Source organism: Streptomyces lunalinharesii, assembly GCF_039532155.1.
In the GTDB taxonomy this organism is placed as follows: Bacteria; Actinomycetota; Actinomycetes; order Streptomycetales; family Streptomycetaceae; genus Streptomyces; species Streptomyces lunalinharesii.
The window spans coordinates 21,467-38,678 of the sequence record NZ_BAAARK010000036.1 but is presented as its reverse complement, the minus strand read 5'-3'; the positions used below and the strand labels follow the sequence as shown (position 1 = coordinate 38,678).

Annotated in this window: 14 protein-coding genes; 5 read left to right on the top strand and 9 right to left on the bottom strand. The window is 73.1% G+C overall.

Annotated features, from left to right (window positions below; translation table 11 throughout):
- Nucleotides 1–3 precede the first annotated feature (3 nt).
- Complete coding sequence (locus ABD385_RS33840; RefSeq protein WP_344583163.1) at nt 4–1,452, top strand: MFS transporter; 1,449 nt, start codon at nt 4–6, stop codon at nt 1,450–1,452.
- 99 nt (nt 1,453–1,551) lie between these two features.
- On the opposite strand, the gene ABD385_RS33835 is transcribed toward ABD385_RS33840, so the two are convergent.
- Complete coding sequence (locus ABD385_RS33835; protein ID WP_344583161.1) at nt 1,552–1,863, bottom strand: DNA glycosylase AlkZ-like family protein; 312 nt, start codon at nt 1,861–1,863, stop codon at nt 1,552–1,554.
- Between the two features lie 587 nt (nt 1,864–2,450).
- Between ABD385_RS33835 and ABD385_RS33830 the strand changes: the two genes are divergently transcribed.
- Genes ABD385_RS33830 through xdhC form a run of 3 tightly spaced genes read left to right on the top strand, consistent with a single transcriptional unit; the run spans nt 2,451 to nt 7,196 of the window.
- Complete coding sequence (locus tag ABD385_RS33830; protein ID WP_344583160.1) at nt 2,451–3,956, top strand: xanthine dehydrogenase small subunit; 1,506 nt, start codon at nt 2,451–2,453, stop codon at nt 3,954–3,956.
- A complete protein-coding gene (gene xdhB, locus ABD385_RS33825) occupies nt 3,953–6,385 on the top strand; it encodes a xanthine dehydrogenase molybdopterin binding subunit (RefSeq protein ID WP_344583158.1) in 2,433 nt (810 codons plus the stop codon). Before ABD385_RS33830 ends, xdhB begins: the two co-directional genes overlap by 4 nt.
- Nucleotide 6,386: 1 nt before the next feature.
- On the top strand, nt 6,387–7,196 hold the full coding sequence (xdhC, locus tag ABD385_RS33820; protein WP_344583198.1) for a xanthine dehydrogenase accessory protein XdhC: 810 nt from the start codon (nt 6,387–6,389) through the stop codon (nt 7,194–7,196).
- Nucleotides 7,197–7,278: 82 nt separating this feature from the next.
- Here xdhC and ABD385_RS33815 read toward each other — a convergent pair whose 3' ends face one another.
- The 7 genes from ABD385_RS33815 to ABD385_RS33785 form a co-directional block, all read right to left on the bottom strand.
- On the bottom strand, nt 7,279–7,752 hold the full coding sequence (locus ABD385_RS33815; RefSeq protein ID WP_344583157.1) for a carboxymuconolactone decarboxylase family protein: 474 nt from the start codon (nt 7,750–7,752) through the stop codon (nt 7,279–7,281).
- A gap of 119 nt (nt 7,753–7,871) precedes the next feature.
- Nucleotides 7,872–8,870 (bottom strand): TIGR01777 family oxidoreductase, encoded by a 999-nt coding sequence (locus ABD385_RS33810; RefSeq protein ID WP_344583156.1) that lies wholly within the window; start codon nt 8,868–8,870, stop codon nt 7,872–7,874.
- 80 nt (nt 8,871–8,950) lie between these two features.
- Nucleotides 8,951–11,512, bottom strand: a complete 2,562-nt coding sequence (locus ABD385_RS33805) for an ABC transporter permease (RefSeq protein ID WP_344583154.1) — start codon at nt 11,510–11,512, stop codon at nt 8,951–8,953.
- 95 nt (nt 11,513–11,607) lie between these two features.
- Nucleotides 11,608–12,390: an ABC transporter ATP-binding protein gene (locus ABD385_RS33800; RefSeq protein ID WP_344583153.1), complete on the bottom strand. Its 783-nt coding sequence runs from the start codon at nt 12,388–12,390 to the stop codon at nt 11,608–11,610.
- A 287-nt stretch (nt 12,391–12,677) separates the two neighbouring features.
- Entirely contained in the window at nt 12,678–13,355 is a 678-nt protein-coding gene (locus tag ABD385_RS33795) for a response regulator (protein WP_344583152.1), read from the bottom strand.
- Nucleotides 13,352–15,103, bottom strand: coding sequence for a sensor histidine kinase (locus ABD385_RS33790; RefSeq protein WP_344583150.1), 1,752 nt, complete (start codon nt 15,101–15,103; stop codon nt 13,352–13,354). The genes ABD385_RS33795 and ABD385_RS33790 overlap by 4 nt, the downstream gene beginning before the upstream one ends.
- Nucleotides 15,104–15,205: 102 nt before the next feature.
- Nucleotides 15,206–15,955 carry a MerR family transcriptional regulator gene (locus ABD385_RS33785; RefSeq protein WP_344583148.1) on the bottom strand — a complete coding sequence of 250 codons (750 nt, stop codon included), beginning with the start codon at nt 15,953–15,955 and terminating at the stop codon, nt 15,206–15,208.
- 47 nt (nt 15,956–16,002) lie between these two features.
- On the opposite strand from ABD385_RS33785, the gene ABD385_RS33780 reads away from it, so the two are divergent.
- Entirely contained in the window at nt 16,003–16,467 is a 465-nt protein-coding gene (locus ABD385_RS33780; protein ID WP_344583197.1) for a DUF6194 family protein, read from the top strand.
- A 19-nt stretch (nt 16,468–16,486) separates the two neighbouring features.
- On the opposite strand, the gene ABD385_RS33775 is transcribed toward ABD385_RS33780, so the two are convergent.
- Nucleotides 16,487–17,176, bottom strand: a complete 690-nt coding sequence (locus ABD385_RS33775; RefSeq protein WP_344583147.1) for a TetR/AcrR family transcriptional regulator C-terminal domain-containing protein — start codon at nt 17,174–17,176, stop codon at nt 16,487–16,489.
- Nucleotides 17,177–17,212 lie beyond the last annotated feature (36 nt).

Sequence of the window (17,212 nt, the reverse complement as noted above, 5' to 3'; positions counted from 1 at the left end):
CCGGTGTCCACTCAGGTTGAACTCACCCGCCCGCAACGCCATCTCATCCTGGCGGTCTGTTGCACGAGCGTGTTCCTCGGCAACCTCAACAACACGGTGCTCAACGTGGCACTGCCCGCCATGCAGCGCGATCTGCACAGCCCGCTGTCCGGGTTGCAGTGGACCACCGACGCCTACCTGATCGTGCTGGCGGCGCTGTTGATGCTCGCCGGCTCCGCCGGGGACCGACTCGGGCGCCGCCGCGTCTTCCAGGCCGGACTGGCCCTGTTCACCCTCGGCTCGCTGCTCTGCGGCCTGGCGCCCGACCTGGGCTGGCTCATCGTCTTCCGCATCGTCCAGGCGGTCGGCGCCTCGATGCTGAACCCGGTGGCCATGTCGATCATCACCAACACCTTCTCGGCACCCCGCGAACGGGCCCGGGCGATCGGTGTCTGGGGAGCGGTCATGGGCGTGGCGATGGCGGTCGGCCCGATGGTGGGCGGGGCGCTCGTCCAAGGCATCGGCTGGCGGTCGATCTTCTGGCTCAACCTGCCGATCGGACTGGCCGCCCTGGTCTGCGCCGCGCGCTTCGTCCCCGAATCCCGCGCGCCCCGGCCCCGCCGGCTGGACCCCGTCGGGCAACTCCTGGTCATCGTGCTGATGGTGTGCCTGACCTACGCCATCATCGAGGGCCCCAACACCGGCTGGACCGCCCCGCGCACCCTGGGCTGCGCGCTGGCCGCCCTCGTCGCGCTCCTGGCCCTGCTCCGCTACGAGAGCCGGCGCCACGAACCCCTCGTCGAGCTGCGGGTCTTCCGCAGCGCCGGGTTCAGTGGGGCCAGCGCCATGGCGGTCTGCTCGTTCTTCGTGCTGGGCGGCTTCCTCTTCCTCAACACGCTCTACCTCCAGAACGTGCGCAACCTGTCGGCCCTGGCCGCCGGCCTCTTCCTGCTGCCCATGGCGGTCATGAACATCCTCACGTCGCCGCTCTCGGGGCGCCTGACCGCCAACCGCGGCCCCCGGCTCCCGCTGCTGCTGGCCGGCGTGGCCACCACCGCGGGCGGCGCCCTGCTCGCCACTGGGGACGCCCTCACGTCCGATGTCTGGCTCTTCACCGCGTACGTGCTGATCGGCATCGGCGTGGGACTGGCCAACACGCCCGTCACCAACGCTGCCATGGCCGGCATGCCCCAGGAACAGGCCGGCGTGGCCGCGGCCATCGTCTCCACCAGCCGCCAGTTCGGCCAGGCACTGGGCGTCGCCGTGCTCGGCGCGGTGCTCACCACCGGCCTGCACTCCGGTACGGGCTTCGCCCGAGCGGTGCGTCCGGCCTACTGGATCGTGACCGCCTGCGGCGCGGCCATCATCCTCCTCACCGTGGCCACCACGCGCCGTCCCGCACGTCCCGTGGAAACCGCCGTGCCCGCGCGGCAACAGCCGCAGGCACCCGGGGTACCGGAACCGCGTGTGTGAGGAGGGTTCGGTGGACCGGGAGCGCATGCTCCCGGTCCGCTGCCGTGAGGGGCGCCGCACCCGGCGCCGCGGAGGCAACCCCCGGGCCCCGGGCAGGCGTCAGGCCGCGAGGCGGAGTTCGAGCGGGGTGCGGTAGCAGGGGGTGACGCGGGTGCCGTCGAGGAAGGCGTCCAGGCGGACGATCTCCGCGCGGACCGCCGCGCGGGCCGGCGCGCCGGGGTCGGTGAGGAGGCGGTGGTCGAGGTGTCCCTTCGGATGTTGGGCCCAGGCACCGATGATCCGGCCGCGCCACCAGAGGGTGGGGCCGATGTTGCCGTTGCGGTCGAAGAGGGCTTCGGTGTGTGCGGGAACCGCGGCCTTTGTCGGGCCGGCAGGTCGCCTTCTCTCGGGGCGTCGAACGTGCCGCTCCAAGGCCGCGGCCCTTGCCGTGGGACGGGAACTCCTTCACCCTCGTCAACGACGGCGGCGAAAACTCCGCTGGACCGCGGATTTCGGGGAACGGGAAGAAAAGGGCCCCGTCGGAATGGGGTTGCCGCGCGACGACGCAATTACCGTCGAGAAGGATTACCGGCGGCCTCATTTGTAGGAACATCCAATACTTCGGGGATTTCTCTGCCGTTTCCCTGGAGGTTCCTACAGGGAACGATTCATCTTCGCAGGTCGGCTTGACGCTGCGTCGGCGGCAACTTAGCTTCTATCGCATCGACTCGTGAACTGCCGGAAGGAGGCGAAGTCGGATGTCCACCATCTCTGACCTGCATCGCCTCGCCCGGCAGGCCGCCTGGGTGCCGGGTCGCGTAGCCCACGGCTGCTGAGCAGCCCCATCCCGGCGTGCCCACTCGTGGCCCCGGCGTCTTCCGGTATTTGTCACCCGCCCGGCACGTTGTTGCGTGCTGATTCGTGCTGCGGGTTCTTAAGCCGCGCCACCGAAAGAGAAAGTCCCCTGAAATGGCGACTCATATAGTCAGTACGCCCGCGCTCCGAAATGAGGATGTGTCATGGTAGCGGCGCGGATCACGGTCAATGGGAAAGAGACGTCTATTTCCCCGGCCGTACCCCACACCACGGTTCTGGATTTCCTGCGCGAGCGTGGTCTCACCGGCACCAAGGAGGGTTGCGCCGAGGGGGAGTGCGGCGCCTGTTCGGTCCTCGTGGCCCGCCCCGGGGTGCACAAGCCCACCGACTGGGTGGCGGTCAACGCCTGCCTGTTCCCGGTCGCGGCGCTCGACGGCCAGGAGATCGTCACCTCCGAAGGTCTCGCCACCCCGGGAGACCCCGGCACGTCGCCGACCCTGCACCCGGTGCAGGAGGAGATGGCGCTCCGCGGCGGCTCGCAATGCGGCTACTGCACGCCGGGCTTCATCTGCAGCATGGCCGCCGAGTACTACCGGCCCGGCCGCTGCGCGCACGGCGAGGGCGGCGAGGGCGGCGAGGGCGGCGAGGGCGGCGAGGGCGGCGAGGGTGCCCACGCCGACGCCGAGCACGGGCCGAACGGCTTCGACCTGCACGCGCTGAGCGGAAACCTCTGCCGCTGCACCGGCTACCGCCCGATCCGCGACGCCGCCTTCGCCGTCGGTGAGCCCGAGGGCGACGACCCGCTGGCGCAGCGCCGCGAACAGGCTCCGCCGGCGCCGGTCGCCACCGAGTACGCCCAGGACGACAAGACGTTCGTCCGGAAGAACACGCTGGCCGAGACGTTGGAGCTGCTGCGCGAGCGGCCCGAGGCGGTGGTCGTCGCCGGGTCCACCGACTTCGGCGTCGAGGTCAACATCCGCTCCCGCCGTGCGGACCTCGTGGTCGCCCTCGACCGCCTGGCCGAGATGCGCGAGCTGCGCGTCGAGGACGACTACGTCGAGATCGGTGCGGCCCTGACGCTCACCGAGATCGAGCGGCGCCTGGACGGCGACGTGCCGCTGCTCGCCGAGCTGTTCCCGCAGTTCGCGTCCCGGCTCATCCGCAACAGCGCGACCTTCGGCGGCAACCTCGGTACCGGCTCGCCGATCGGTGACAGCCCGCCGGTGCTGCTCGCGCTGGAGGCGTCGGTGGTCCTCGCCGACGCCGACGGGGAGCGCGTCGTGCCGCTGGCCGAGTACTTCACCGGTTACCGGCAGAGCGTGCGCCGCCCCGACGAGCTGATCCGCGCGGTGCGCATCCCGCGGCCGCTGTCGAGGACCACGGCGTTCCACAAGATCGCCAAGCGGCGGTTCGACGACATCTCCAGCGTCGCCGTCGCCTTCGCCCTCGACATCGAGGACGGCATCGTCCGCAAGGCACGGATCGGCCTGGGCGGCGTCGCCGCCACCCCGATCCGCGCGCTCGCCACCGAGGCGGCCCTGGAGGGCCAGCCGTGGACCGCGGAGACCGTCGAGGCCGCGGCCCGGGTGCTCCAGGCGGAGGGAACGCCGATGGACGATCACCGCGCCAGCGCCGCGTACCGTTCCGCGATGCTCGGCCAGAGCCTGTTGAAGCTGTCCGCGCAGACCACCGAGGCGGTGTCGTCATGAGCCAGTTGTCCGAGCTTCCCGAAAAGCCCGTCGTCGGCGTCTCCATGCCGCACGAGAGCGCCACCCTGCACGTCACCGGCACCGCGCTCTACACCGACGACCTGATCCACCGGACCAAGGACGTGCTGCACGCCTACCCGGTCCAGGTCATGAAGGCCCACGGTCGCATCACCCGGCTGAACACCGGGCCCGCGCTCGACGTGCCCGGCGTGGTCCGCGTCCTGACCGGCGCCGACGTGCCCGGGGTCAACGACGCCGGGATGAAGCACGACGAGCCGCTCTTCCCCGACGAGGTCATGTTCCACGGCCACGCGGTGGCCTGGGTGCTCGGCGAGACCCTGGAGGCGGCCCGGCTCGGCGCCGCGGCCGTCGAGGTCGAGCTCGACGAGCAGCCCTCCCTCGTCACGGTGCAGGACGCCATCGCCGCAGGCAGCTTCCACGGCGCCCGGCCGCTGATGGAGACCGGTGACGTCGAGGCCGGCTTCGCCGAGTCCGCGCACGTCTTCACCGGCGAGTTCACGTTCGCCGGCCAGGAGCACTTCTACCTGGAGACGCACGCGGCCCTCGCGCAGGTCGACGAGAACGGCCAGATGTTCATCCAGAGCAGCACCCAGCACCCCTCGGAGACCCAGGAGATCGTCTCCCACGTGCTCGGTGTGCCGAGCCACGAGATCACGGTGCAGTGCCTGCGGATGGGCGGCGGCTTCGGGGGCAAGGAGATGCAGCCGCACGGGTTCGCGGCCATCGCCGCGCTCGGTGCCAAGCTCACCGGCCGCCCGGTCCGGTTCCGGCTCAACCGGACCCAGGACCTGACCATGTCCGGCAAGCGCCACGGCTTCAACGCCACGTGGAAGATCGGCTTCGACGCCGAGGGGCGCATCCAGGCCCTCGACGCCACGCTGACCGCCGACGGCGGCTGGAGCCTCGACCTGTCGGAGCCGGTGCTCGCCCGGGCGCTGTGCCACATCGACAACACGTACTGGATCCCCAACGCACGGGTCGCCGGTCGCATCGCCAAGACCAACACGGTCTCCAACACGGCGTTCCGCGGCTTCGGCGGACCGCAGGGCATGATCGTGATCGAGGACATCCTCGGCCGCGTCGCCCCGAAGCTGGGCCTGGACCCCATGGAGCTGCGCGAGCGCAACTTCTACCAGCCGGGTCAGGGCCAGACCACGCCGTACGGGCAGCCCGTCACGCAAGCCGACCGGATCTTGGCGGTCTGGCGGCAGGTCCAGGACGACGCCCACATCGCCGACCGCAAGCGCGAGATCGCGGCCTTCAACGCCGCGCACCCGAACACCAAGCGGGCACTGGCGCTGACCGGCCTCAAGTTCGGCATCTCGTTCAACCTCACCGCCTTCAACCAGGGCGGCGCACTGGTGCTGATCTACAAGGACGGCTCCGTCCTGATCAACCACGGCGGCACCGAGATGGGCCAGGGCCTGCACACCAAGATGATGCAGGTCGCCGCGACCACGCTCGGCATCCCGCTGCACAAGGTGCGGCTCGCCCCGACGCGTACCGACAAGGTGCCCAACACCTCGGCCACCGCGGCCAGTTCGGGTGCGGACCTGAACGGTGGTGCCATCAAGAACGCCTGTGAGCAGCTGCGCGAGCGCCTGTTGCAGGTGGCCGCCACCAAGCTCGGCGCGAACGCGTCGGACGTGCGCATCGTCGAGGGCGTCGCACGCGCCCTGGGCAGTGACGCCGAGCTGGCCTGGGACGACCTGGTCCGCACCGCGTACTTCCAGCGGGTGCAGCTGTCGGCGGCCGGCTACTACCGGACCGAGGGGCTGCACTGGGACGCCAAGACGTTCCGCGGCTCGCCGTTCAAGTACTTCGCCAACGGCGCCGCGGCGACCGAGGTCGAGGTCGACGGCTTCACCGGTGCGTACCGCATCCGGCGCGTGGACATCGTGCACGACGTCGGCGACAGCCTCTCCCCGATGATCGACATCGGTCAGGTCGAGGGCGGCTTCGTGCAGGGCGCGGGCTGGCTGACCCTGGAGGACCTGCGCTGGGACACCAGCGAGGGCCCGCACCGCGGCCGTCTCCAGACGCAGGCGGCGAGCACCTACAAGCTGCCGAGCTTCTCGGAGATGCCCGAGGAGTTCAACGTGACGCTGCTGGAGAACGCGACGGAGGAGGGCGCGGTCTACGGCTCCAAGGCCGTCGGTGAACCTCCGCTGATGCTGGCGTTCTCGGTCCGCGAGGCGCTGCGGCAGGCCGCCGCCGCGTTCGGTCCGGGCGGAGCCAGCGTCGAGTTGGCCTCGCCCGCGACGCCGGAAGCGGTGTACTGGGCGATCCAGGCGGTGCGCCGCGGCGAAGCCTCCCGCAACGGCCGGGCCCGCAACGGCATCGCCGTCAACGGCCACGCCGCGGGCGGCCAGGTGCGCGCCGACGCAGAAGTGTTGAGCGGTGCCTGACATGACGTGGGTCGCCGCGGTCGCACGGTTGCGGGCCCGCCGGGAGTCCGGCGTGCTGGTGACCGTCACGACCGTGCGCGGTCATGCCCCGCGCGACGCCGGTGCGAAGCTCGTCGTGGGGCAGACCGAGACGTGGGGCTCGATCGGTGGCGGCAACGTGGAGGCCGTCGCCATCGACCGGGCCCGGGAGATGAGCGCCGTGTCCAAGAAGGAGCCGGAACTCCTCGACTTCGCCCTGAACGACAAGGTGACCAACCGGCACGGCGTGCAGTGCTGCGGTGGCACGGTGTCGGTGCTGCTCGAACCGCTGCCGGTGGTGCGGGCGGTGGCGATCTTCGGCGTCGGGCACGTCGGCCTGGAACTGGCCCGCATCCTGGCCCGGCAGGACCTCGACCTGCATCTGGTCGACAGCCGCTCCGACCTCCTCACCGAGGACCGGCTCGGCGTGCTGGCGGACGCGGTGGCGCAGGTGCACGTGCACCACACGCCGCTGCTGCCCGAGGAGGTGCTGACGGAGTTGCCGCCCGGCACCCACGTCCTGGTCATGACCCATGACCACGCCGAGGACGCGGCGCTCTGCGACGCGGCCCTGCGCACACCGCACCTCGGTTCCATCGGGCTGATCGGGTCGGCGGCCAAGTGGGTGCGGTTCCGCAAGCGCCTGCTCACCGAGGGCGGTCACCACGAGGCCGCCGTCGATCGGATCAGGACCCCGATCGGCATGACCGAGATCACCGGCAAGGAACCCGCCACGATCGCGGTGAGCGTCGCGGCGGACCTGCTCCGGACCTTCGAACGGGACGTCCCCTGAGGGACGCCGGACGCGGTCGCCGGCCGCTCCGCACCGGTCCCCGTCGGGATCGGTGCGGAGCGGCATGCCCCGGCCCCGTCGGTCAGCCGAACTGCCCCGGCTGGTAATCGCCGGCGGGCTGCTGGGTGATGACGTTCAGCCGGTTGAAGGTGCCCATGAGGGCGATCAGGGACACCAACGCGGCGAGCTGCTCCTCGTCGTGGTGCGCGGCGGCGCGCGCCCAGACCTCGTCCGGGACGCCGCCGGCACCGTCCGCGATGCGGGTGCCCTCCTCCGCCAGTTCCAGCGCGGCGCGTTCGGCCTCGGTGAAGACCGTCGCCTCCCGCCAGGCCGCGACCAGGTGGAGGCGCACCGCGGTCTCACCGGCGGCCGTGGCGTCCTTGGTGTGCATGTCGACGCAGAAGCCGCAGCCGTTGATCTGACTGGCGCGGAGCGCGACCAGTTGCTGCGTCGCGAGCGGCAGCGGCGAGTCCGCGATCACCTTGCTCGCCGAGACGACGTGCTTGAGGAACTTGCCTGCGGTCGGGCTGTCGAAGACGTTCAAGCGGGCGTCCATCATGGGCTCCTCTGCCGTTGTCGGTGGTTTCACACCTCTGACGGATGCGGCCCGGTGGGATGTGACACGGGGGAGGTGTGCGCCGCGTCGCTCCGGGCCGGCGCGGGCCGACGCCGGACTCAGCGCCGCGGCCGCGCCGCCGCTTGCGCACCCCTGGGCCCCGCCCGACGCTCCGTGCGCCGCGCCGCGGCCCGCCGGACGAGGTCCACGGCGGCCCCCTCCCACTCAGGATGCGCGAAGTCGAACCCGGCCGCACGCAGTCGACCCGGTACCACCCGGCGGCTCTTGAGCAGCAGCTCCGTGTCCGTCCGCAGCGCGAACGCGCCCAGCTCCGCCATCCACCGCGTCGCCGGCAGCCCCACCGGGACGCCGCGGGCCGCGCGCAGCGCCCGCATGAAGTCCCGGTGCGGGAGCGGGCCGGGCGACGCGAGGTTCACCGGCCCCTCGACGTCGTCCCGGGCGATCAGGAACTCCACCGCGCGGACGAAGTCCCCGTCGTGGATCCACGACACGAACTGCGCGCCACCGGCCACCGGGCCGCCCAACCCCAGCCGGGCCAGCCGCAGCAGGACGTCGAAGACCCCGCCCCGGTCCGGGCTCATGACCATCGCCGAGCGCAAAGCCACCTTCCGCGTCGCCGGGGTGTCGGCCGCGGCCTGTGCCCGTTCCCAGTCCTTGGCGATGTCGACGCTGTACGCCCAGTAGTCGGGCACCCCGGCCTCCGCACCGCCGAGCACCCCCGTCGCCTCGTCGTGCGCCGCGTCGAAGCGGTGGGCGTAGATCGTGGCGGTGCTCATCTGCAACCAGACCCGGGGCGGCCGCGCGGCGGCGGCGATCGCCGCGCCGACCACCCGCGTCGAGTCGAGCCGGGAGTCCCGCATGGCCCGCAGGTTCTCCGCCGTGTAGCGGCAGGAGACGCTGCGGCCGGCCAGGTTGATCACGACGTCACTGCCGTCGACGGCTGCGGCCCAGGCACCCGGCGTCGCCCCGTCCCAGCCGATCTCGCGCGGGCGGCGCGGGCGCCTGGTCAACACCGTGACCTCGTGGCCCGCCGCCGTCAGGGCGCGGTCGAGGAGCGCGCCCACCTGTCCGGTGCCCCCGGGCAGCACTACCTTCATCGAGCCCCCTCGGATTCGGTGGACACCAGGGTAACCGTGGAGTTGAACGCGTTCAAAACGGGGCGGGTGGGTGAGTACGGCTACGCGTCCGCCACGGCCTGGAGGGGACTCAGCGAAGCCGCCCGCCGGGCCGGGACGACCGCCGCCGCCGCGCCGACCACGAGGGACAGCAGGACCACCAGCAGCAGCGTCCCCCAGGGGAGCGCGAGCGAGTACTCCGCCAGCGCACCGTTGGCCAGTGCGCCCACTGCCCATGCGCCGAACACCCCGCCCGCCAGGCCCAACAGCGTGCCGAACGCGGCGACGGTCAGCGACTCTAGCCGGATCATGCGCCGGACGCCGGCGCGGTCCATGCCGAGGGCGCGCAGGACGCCGATCTCCCGGGTCCGCTCCGACACCGACATGGCCAGGGTGTTCACGATCCCGAGGGCGGTGATCAGGAGGCCGATGACCAGCATCCCGTACATCACGGTCAGCAGGTCGCCCATGGTGCCGGCGGCTTCCCGCACCAGCGCGGCCCGGTCCTGGACCTTCAACAGCGGGTTGTTGCCCACCGCGGTGCGCAGCCGGCCCGCCAGGCTCGCCGACGTCGAGCCGTCGTCGGTACGGACGAGGATCCGCTGTGCCGAGCCGGGCCGGAAGCCGGTCTTCTGCACTTCCGCGCGGGCCCCCAGGGCGTCGCGGGCGACGGGGTTGTCCTGGTAGACGCCGACGACGGCGTACTGCTGGAATCCCTGGCCGAGTCCCATGCGCGCGGTCAGTCGATCGCCGGCGTGCAGCCCGTGTTCCCGGGCGAGGGATGCGGAGAGGGCGATCCGGCCCGGCCCGAGGTCCCGCGCGGAGCCGCTGAGGAAGCGGAGCCTGAGGACCGCGTCCACGGCGTCCGGGTCGATGCCGGAGACCTGCCGGACCTGGCCGCCGGTGAACAGCGTGGAGTCCGCGAGGGCGGCCGCGGTCCGCACGCCGGAGGTACCCCGCACCCGGTCCACGGCCGCCGGGGCGATGCCGGTCGTCGGCGTGCGGGTGCTGATCACGTAGTCGGCACCGAGTCCCGCGGCGGCCTGCCGGTCGAGCGCCTGCCCCGTGGAGTTCCCGATGACGGCGAGTCCGGAGACCAGGGCGGTGCTGATCATCAGGGCGGAGGCGGTCGCCGCGGTGCGCCGCGGGTCGCGCAGCGCGTTCTCCCGCGCCAACCGGCCGATGACGCCGAAGCGGGCGGTCAGCCGGCCGGTGAGCCGGATCACCGGGGCGGCGAGCAGCGGCGCCAGCACGATCATGGAGACGGCGAGGAGGCCGCAGCCCAGCAGCGCGCTCTGCAGGTTCTCGACGGAGGCGTCCTTCGCCCCGGTGAGCGACACCAACAGCCCGCCGCCCAGGGCGAGGAGGACCAGCCCCACCGCGCCGCGCACCCGGGACCGCGTGCGGGACGGCAGCTGCGTCGTCGCGCGCATCGCCTCCAGGGGCGCGATGCGCGCCGCCCGCCGGGAGGGCAGCCAGGCGGCGAGCACGGTGACGCCCACCCCGACGCCGAGGGCGGCGGCGACGGGCCGCGCACCGATCACGAGGGGCCCGTCGGGCAACGCGTCCGCACCGGTGCTCAGCAGGTCGGGCAGCACGGCGGCGATGCCGACGCCGAGCAGGAAGCCGACTACCGAGGCGGCGCATCCCACCAGGGCCGCCTCGACGAGGACGGAACGGACCACCTGGCGGCGCGTGGCGCCGATCGCCCGCAGCAACGCGATCTCACGGGTCCGTCGGGTGATGAGCATGGTGAAGGTGTTGACGATGAGGAACGAGCCGATGAACAGCGAGACCCCGGCGAAGACCAGCGGCACCTTGGTGTAGCCGCGGGTCAACGTGTCGAGGTAGCCGGCCTGTTGGGTGGCCTGGGCGGCGCCGCTGACGGCCTCGGCCCGGTCGGCCGGCAGCACCGCGCCGACCCGGTCGGAGAGCGCGGCCTGATCGGTGCCGGGCGTGGCGGACAGGTCGATCCCGGTGTAGTGGCCCGGGGTCGCGAACAGCCGCTGGGCGGTGGCCGCGTCGAACAGGGCGAGGGTGCCGCCGGCGGTCACCCGACTGTCCTGGGTGGACACGATGCCCACCAGCCGCTTCGTCATGACCGGACCGTCGGTGGCCAACGTGACCGTGTCGCCGAGGGCGAAGTGGCCTGCGGCGGCGGTGCCGGCGTCCACGGCCAACTCGTCGGAGTTGCGGGGCGCGTGCCCCTTGACCAGCGGATAGCGAGGGTCCTCGCCGTCCTTGCCGGGCAGGTAGCCGGCGGCCAGGTTCGCCCACGACGAGTCGGCCCGCAGCGGCGCGCCGTCCGCGCCGGCGAGCACCGCCGAGCCGTCGACCGACGGCCGCACGGCGGCGACACCGGGCACGTCGGCCAGTTTCCGCGCGAGCGCGTCGTCCAGGACCGTGCCCGGCCGGTTGGCGGGGCCGGACGGCGGGTCCTTGGGGGTCACGGTGACCGCGACGTCCGCGAAGTCCTTCGACGCGGCGGCGCGGTAGGCGGCGGCGGAGGAGTCCGCGAAGACCAGCGTGCCGGAGACGAACGCGACGCCCAGGCAGATCGCCAGGGCGGTCATGACCAGACGTGCCTGGTGCGCGAGGAGGTTGCGCAGGGTTGTTCGCAGCATGGGGAGCTTTCGGGAGCAGGGAGGTGCGGAAACGGCCGCAGGAGGCGCGGCCGGGCGGCGCCGGACGGGTGCGCCGGGGCGCCGCGGGGACGGTGTCAGTGCCGGCGGGCCGGCGCCTGGGCCTCGAACTGGAGCATCCGGTCGAGTACGGCACCGGAGGTCGGCTCGTGCAGTTCGTCGACGACCCGGCCGTCGGCGAGGAACACCACCCGGTCCGCGTGCGCGGCGGCCACCGGGTCGTGGGTGACCATCACCACCGTCTGGCCCAACTCCCGTACCGAGTCCCGCAGGAAGCCGAGGACTTCCGCGCCGGACCGGGAGTCGAGGTTGCCGGTCGGCTCGTCGGCGAAGACGATGTCGGGCCGGGAGGCCAGGGCACGGGCCACCGCGACCCGCTGCTGCTGGCCGCCGGAGAGTTCGGCGGGCCGGTGGTCCAGTCGGTCGGCCAGACCGACGGTGCCGACGACGGTGTCCAGCCACCCGGCGTCCGGCCGTCGGCCGCCGATCCGCAGGGGCAGCGTGATGTTCTCCAGCGCGGTGAGGGTCGGCAGCAGGTTGAAGCCCTGGAAGACGAAGCCGACCTTCTCCCGGCGCAGCGCGGTGAGTTGACGGTCCGTCAGCTGTGCGAGCTCGGTGTCGCCGATGCGCGCCGAACCGGAGGTCACGCCGTCCAGTCCGGCCAAGCAGTGCATCAGCGTGGACTTGCCGGACCCGGAGGGGCCCATGACGGCGGTGAACCGGCTCCGGGCGAACTCGACGGACACCTCGTCCAAGGCGGTCACCCGGGTCTGGCCCGTCCCGTAGACCTTGGTCAGGTTGGTGGCGCGGGCGGCCGGTTCCGTGACGGGGGAGCGGGGCGAAGAAGAACGCTGCGACATGAGTACTCCGGCTGGAGGCGTGGGCCCGCGGCGAGCGCCGCGAACCGGGGACTCACCCATCCTCACCGCCCCCACCTGCACAAACGTCATCCTCTACGGCTGAGTGGCACTCTGTCCGAAGCAAGGTTCGGGCGGGCCGTACTCCGCTCTTCGGCACAGTCCGGACGGCCGCGCTCTTCCTTTGGACAGAGGCGAGGAGGCACCGGCCCGCCACCGGCAGCAGGCCGGCACGCAGCGCCCGCCAGCGGCACCCGGAGGGCCCGCGCCGCGCCTCCCCGGTGGTGCCGTCAGGAAGCCAGGCCGGTGCGGTGGGCCAGCAGGGCGGCCTGCACCCGGCTCGCCGAACCGGTCTTGTCCAAGATGGCGCCGACGTGCGTCTTCACCGTGCCGATCCCGATGCCCAGCCGGCCGGCGATGTCCTGGTTGGACAGGCCCTCGCCGAGCATCGCCAGGACCTCCCGCTCCCGGACGGTGAGGCGGCCGACGCGCTCGTCCGCGAGCGCGCGGTCGGCCACCGCGGGCTCGCCGCCGTGCAGCATCCGGGAGATCACCGCCCCGGTGACGCCCGGGGACAGTACGGCATCGCCGGCGGCGGCCGACCGCACCGCACTGATCAACTCCTGTGGCCCCTCGTCCTTGAGGAGGAAGCCCGCGGCGCCTTCCCGCAGCGCCCGGACGACGTTGGCCTCGTCGCCGAAGGTCGTCAGCATCACGACCCGCGGCGCGGGATCGAGGGCGAGCAGCGGTGCGATCGCGGCCAGGCCGTCGCAGACCGGCATCCGGATGTCCAGCAACACCACGTCCGGGCGGTGCGCGGCGGCCAGTTCGACGGCCTGCCGCCCGTCCGCGGCCTCGGCGACGACGTCGATGCCGTCGGCGTGCCGGAGGATCAGGCGGACACCGTGCCGGATCATCGTCTCGTCGTCGGCGAGCAGGACGCGGAGGGGACGGGCGGGTTCGCTCACGGGGACTCCCAGGGCGTGGCGTCCCGGACCGACGGGACGGTGAAACGGTCGATGGAGATCAGGCGGTGCGCGCCGTCGAAGCAGTAGCGGGCCACGGTCAGGCCGCCGGGGTGGCTCTCGGTGGCGCCGTTGAACGGGTAGATGCAGCCGGCCGTGCCGGCGGGGCGCGGCGGCTCGTGCCCGGTGGCCGCGGCCCGGACCGCCGCGTTGTCCAGGACGCCCAGCCCGGCCACCTGCTCGTACGTCATGCCGACGCGGGGCAGCGGCGGCGGCCCGGACTGGTGGGGGCGGGCCGCGTACACGAAGGCGACCCCGAGCACCATGAGGACGCACAGGCCCACCAGCCCGAAGGCCAGCGTCAGCGCGTCGGCCGTCCGGCGCTCCCGGACGTCGGGCCGCACGTCCTTGTCTGACGGTTCGTCAGTGTCGGGCGGGCCGTGCACCCCCGCCGGGCCGAGGGGGGCCGCGCCGTCGTCGCCCAGCAGCCCCTCCGTGGCTCCGGCGGCACCGGGTCGGTCGCGTTCGGTGGGTTCGGCGGGTTCGGTCGGCACGGTGGCGGCCACCCGGAACCCGCCGGACGGCAGCGCCGCGGCGTCGAAGCTGCCGCCGAGCAGTTCCACCCGCTCCCGCAGGCCGGTGAGCCCGCGACCGGTGCCCGCCTCGCCGGCGGCCGGCGGATGCGGCGGGGCACCGTTGCGCACGGTGACCCGCACCTCCGCGTCGTCGTGCACGACCGCGACGGTGACGTGCGCCGCGGTCGCGTACCGGTGCACGTTGGTCAGGGCTTCCCGCACCAGGCGGTGCACCGCCCGCCGGACCCGCGCCGGGCGGGCGTCGAGGTCCGGCCCGGTCCACTCCAGCCGCACGGCGATCCCGCCGTCGCGGGACCCCGCCACCAGCGCCTCGACGTCGGCGCGGGTGCCGGTCGCGTCGGTGAGCGCGTCCGGCCCGGTGTCCCGGCCGAGCGGCCCGAGCACGCCGAGCGCCTGCCGCAGTTCGCGCAGCGCGTCCCGGGTGGTCCGGCGCACCAGGACGGCCTCCTCGCGCAGCTCCGGCGCGGCCCGGTCCAGGGCCAGTTCCAGCCCGCCGGCGTGCAGGGAGATCAGGCTCAGGCGGTGTCCCACCAGGTCGTGCATCTCGGCGGCGATGCGGGACCGCTCGTGGATGCGGGCCTCGCTGTCGGCGAGTCGACGGGCCCGCTCCGCCGCGTCACCGCGCTCGCGCAACGCCCGCAGCAGGCGCCGCTGCTGACCGTGCGCCGTGCCGACCAGACCGGGGACGACCACCGCGGTCGAGGCCAGGACCAGGCCGAGCGCCACCGCGTACGGCACCGGTTCGGGGCCGAACCACGGCGCGACCGCCACCGCGGACACCAGGACGAGGGCCCCTGCCGCTGCGAGCAGCCGGGCGCGCCGACGCGCCCGCACGGCCCGGCGGGCCACCGTGTAGGCGGCCGCCGCCGTGATCGGCCCGACGCCGACCGACAGGCCCGTCAGCGCGGCGAGCGCCAGCAGCACGGTCCCGGGGAACCGGCGCCGTACCGGCAACAGCCCCGCACCGACCGCCAGCGCCAGCAACTGGAGCCCCGGGTACGGCAGGAACCCCAGGCGTCCGACCGCCAGATAGGAGCCCAGGCCCGCGAGGACCACCCCGGCCGATTTCGCGACCGCGCGCGCGGATCCGCCCGCGGTCGATCCGGCGGGCGGGCGACAGCGGGGGAACCGACGAAACGGGTAGGTGCGCACCACGCTGACCAGTATCGACGCCCCGGCACGCGTCGGCATGGACCCTGCGGGCGAGGTGTTGCTCTACCGAAAGGCAGAGACCTGGGCGAGGGCGCGCGGCGTCGCCTAAGGCGCCGCCGGCTCCGCGAGCGAGGAGACGACGGTCGCCAGGTCCGCCCCCGCCCGGAGGAGCGCCACGGTCCGGGCCGCGATCCGGTCGAGGTGGCGTTGCAGGACGCGCTCGGTCTCACCCGGGCCGTCGAGCCGCTCCAGGGAACCGATGACCTCCCGCACGGCCGGAATGCCGTGACCGGAACTGCGCAGGGCGGCGACGATGCGGGCCGCCCTGATGGCGGGCACGTCGTAGCGCCGTGCGCGCAGTGAGGTCACGCGCTCGGGCGTGACGAGTCCCTCCTGCTCCCAGAACCGCAGGGTCGAGGTGCGGACGCGGAGCGCCTCGGCGAGCTCCGTGATCGTCATGGCGTCGTCGTCCTGTGGCGCCCCGGCGGTCTGGGCCTCGTCCTGGATGGCGCGCAGGGCCCGTTGGGCGCGCAGCGCCTCGTCCCGCTCCCGGGCGAGTCGGACGTGCAGCTCGTTGACGGCCGCGGCCGCCTCGGTGAGGGTGCCGGCGCGCAGCTCCGCGAGGAGCTGCCGGGCCGCGACCGGGCCCACGGCGCCGGCGAGCCCGCGATAGGCGCGCAGCGCATGGACGTGGACGTCCGCGTAGCCGCGGTACCCGTTGTCGGCACGGTCGGCCGGCGGAATGACCCCCAGCCGTTCCAGGTCGCGCACCTGCTGCACCGAATACCCCGACTCCCTGGCGACGTCGACCGTGCGGAGCGGCCCCCGTCGCGCACTGCCCGTCGTCCCGTCCATCGACCAACCCCACAGAAGCACTTGAAGGAGATGCTTGAACCATGAGTATGGAACAGATCATCGCGTCGGTGCAGGGACTCGACGGGGCGCTCGTGGTCCGCCCGGAGCCCGGCGGCGACTTCCCGGAGCTCGTGGTGGGGGACTCCTTCTTCTACTACGCCCCGGACGGCCGGATGCCGCAGACCACCCAGCCCTACGGGACCATCGTCACCAAGAACTATCCCGACGACACCGCCTCCGACCTCGACGGCCCGGGGCGGTGGCGGGTGAACGTGAATGTGGACCGTGCGACGTTTCAGGAGCTGATCGACGAAGAACCGCGCGACCTCACCCGGGCGCGCGACCACACGGCCGTCGACACCGTGCTGCCGCACCCGGTGTACGGGGCCCTCGGCTGGATCTCCGTCGTCAATCCCGGCGCGCGGACCACGGAACTGGTCGAGCGGCTGCTGAGCGGTGCCCATGACGCCGCCCGGGCCCGCCACCTGCGACGGCGCGGGTCGGACGACTGACGGTGGTCGCCGGCCGGGGTCAGGGCCGCGCGGGGCCGCCGTCGTACGGGACGCCGGCCCTGGCCGCCAGCCCGGCGATCAGCAGTTCCAGCCCGTAGTGGAATTCGGTGTCGTGGTCGCCGGCGGCCAGATGGGGTGCGGCGGCGATCAGGACCGGGTCGCCGGTGGCGGCGATGTCGCGGCCCTGCTGCCGGAGCTGCTGGTCGTCCAGGGAGCCCAGGTAGATGGCGTGGCCCAGCTCCCGCATGATCGAGCCGATCATGAAGGCGGTGTAGCTGCGCAGGACGTGGACGCCCTCCTCCGGCGTCAGCCGGAGGTCGGTGAGGGTGGCCAGGGTGGAGCGGAGGGCCCGCAGCGCCGCGGGGGAGCACGTGGGGCGGGTGAGCACCAGGGGGAACGCCTTCGGATGGCGCTTGGCCTGGGTCCGGAAGGCCGCGGCGTGCGCGCGGATGCGGTCCTGCCAGCCGTCGGTGTCGTTCTGCGGGAACTCCACCTCGGCGAGGAGCGTCTCCGCCACGCCGTCGAGGAGGGCGTCCTTGTTGGGCACGTGGTTGTAGAGGGACATGTTCTCCACGTCCAGCTCGACGGCCAGTTTCCGCAGGGAGAAGGCGTCGGCGCCGTCGCGGTCGATCAACGTGACGGCCGCGGCGATCACCTTCTGCCGGGTCAGGCCGAGCCTTCTGCCGCGGCCGGTGCCTCGAACCGTCACGTTACCCTCCCGACCGCGGCCCGCAGCACGGCCGCG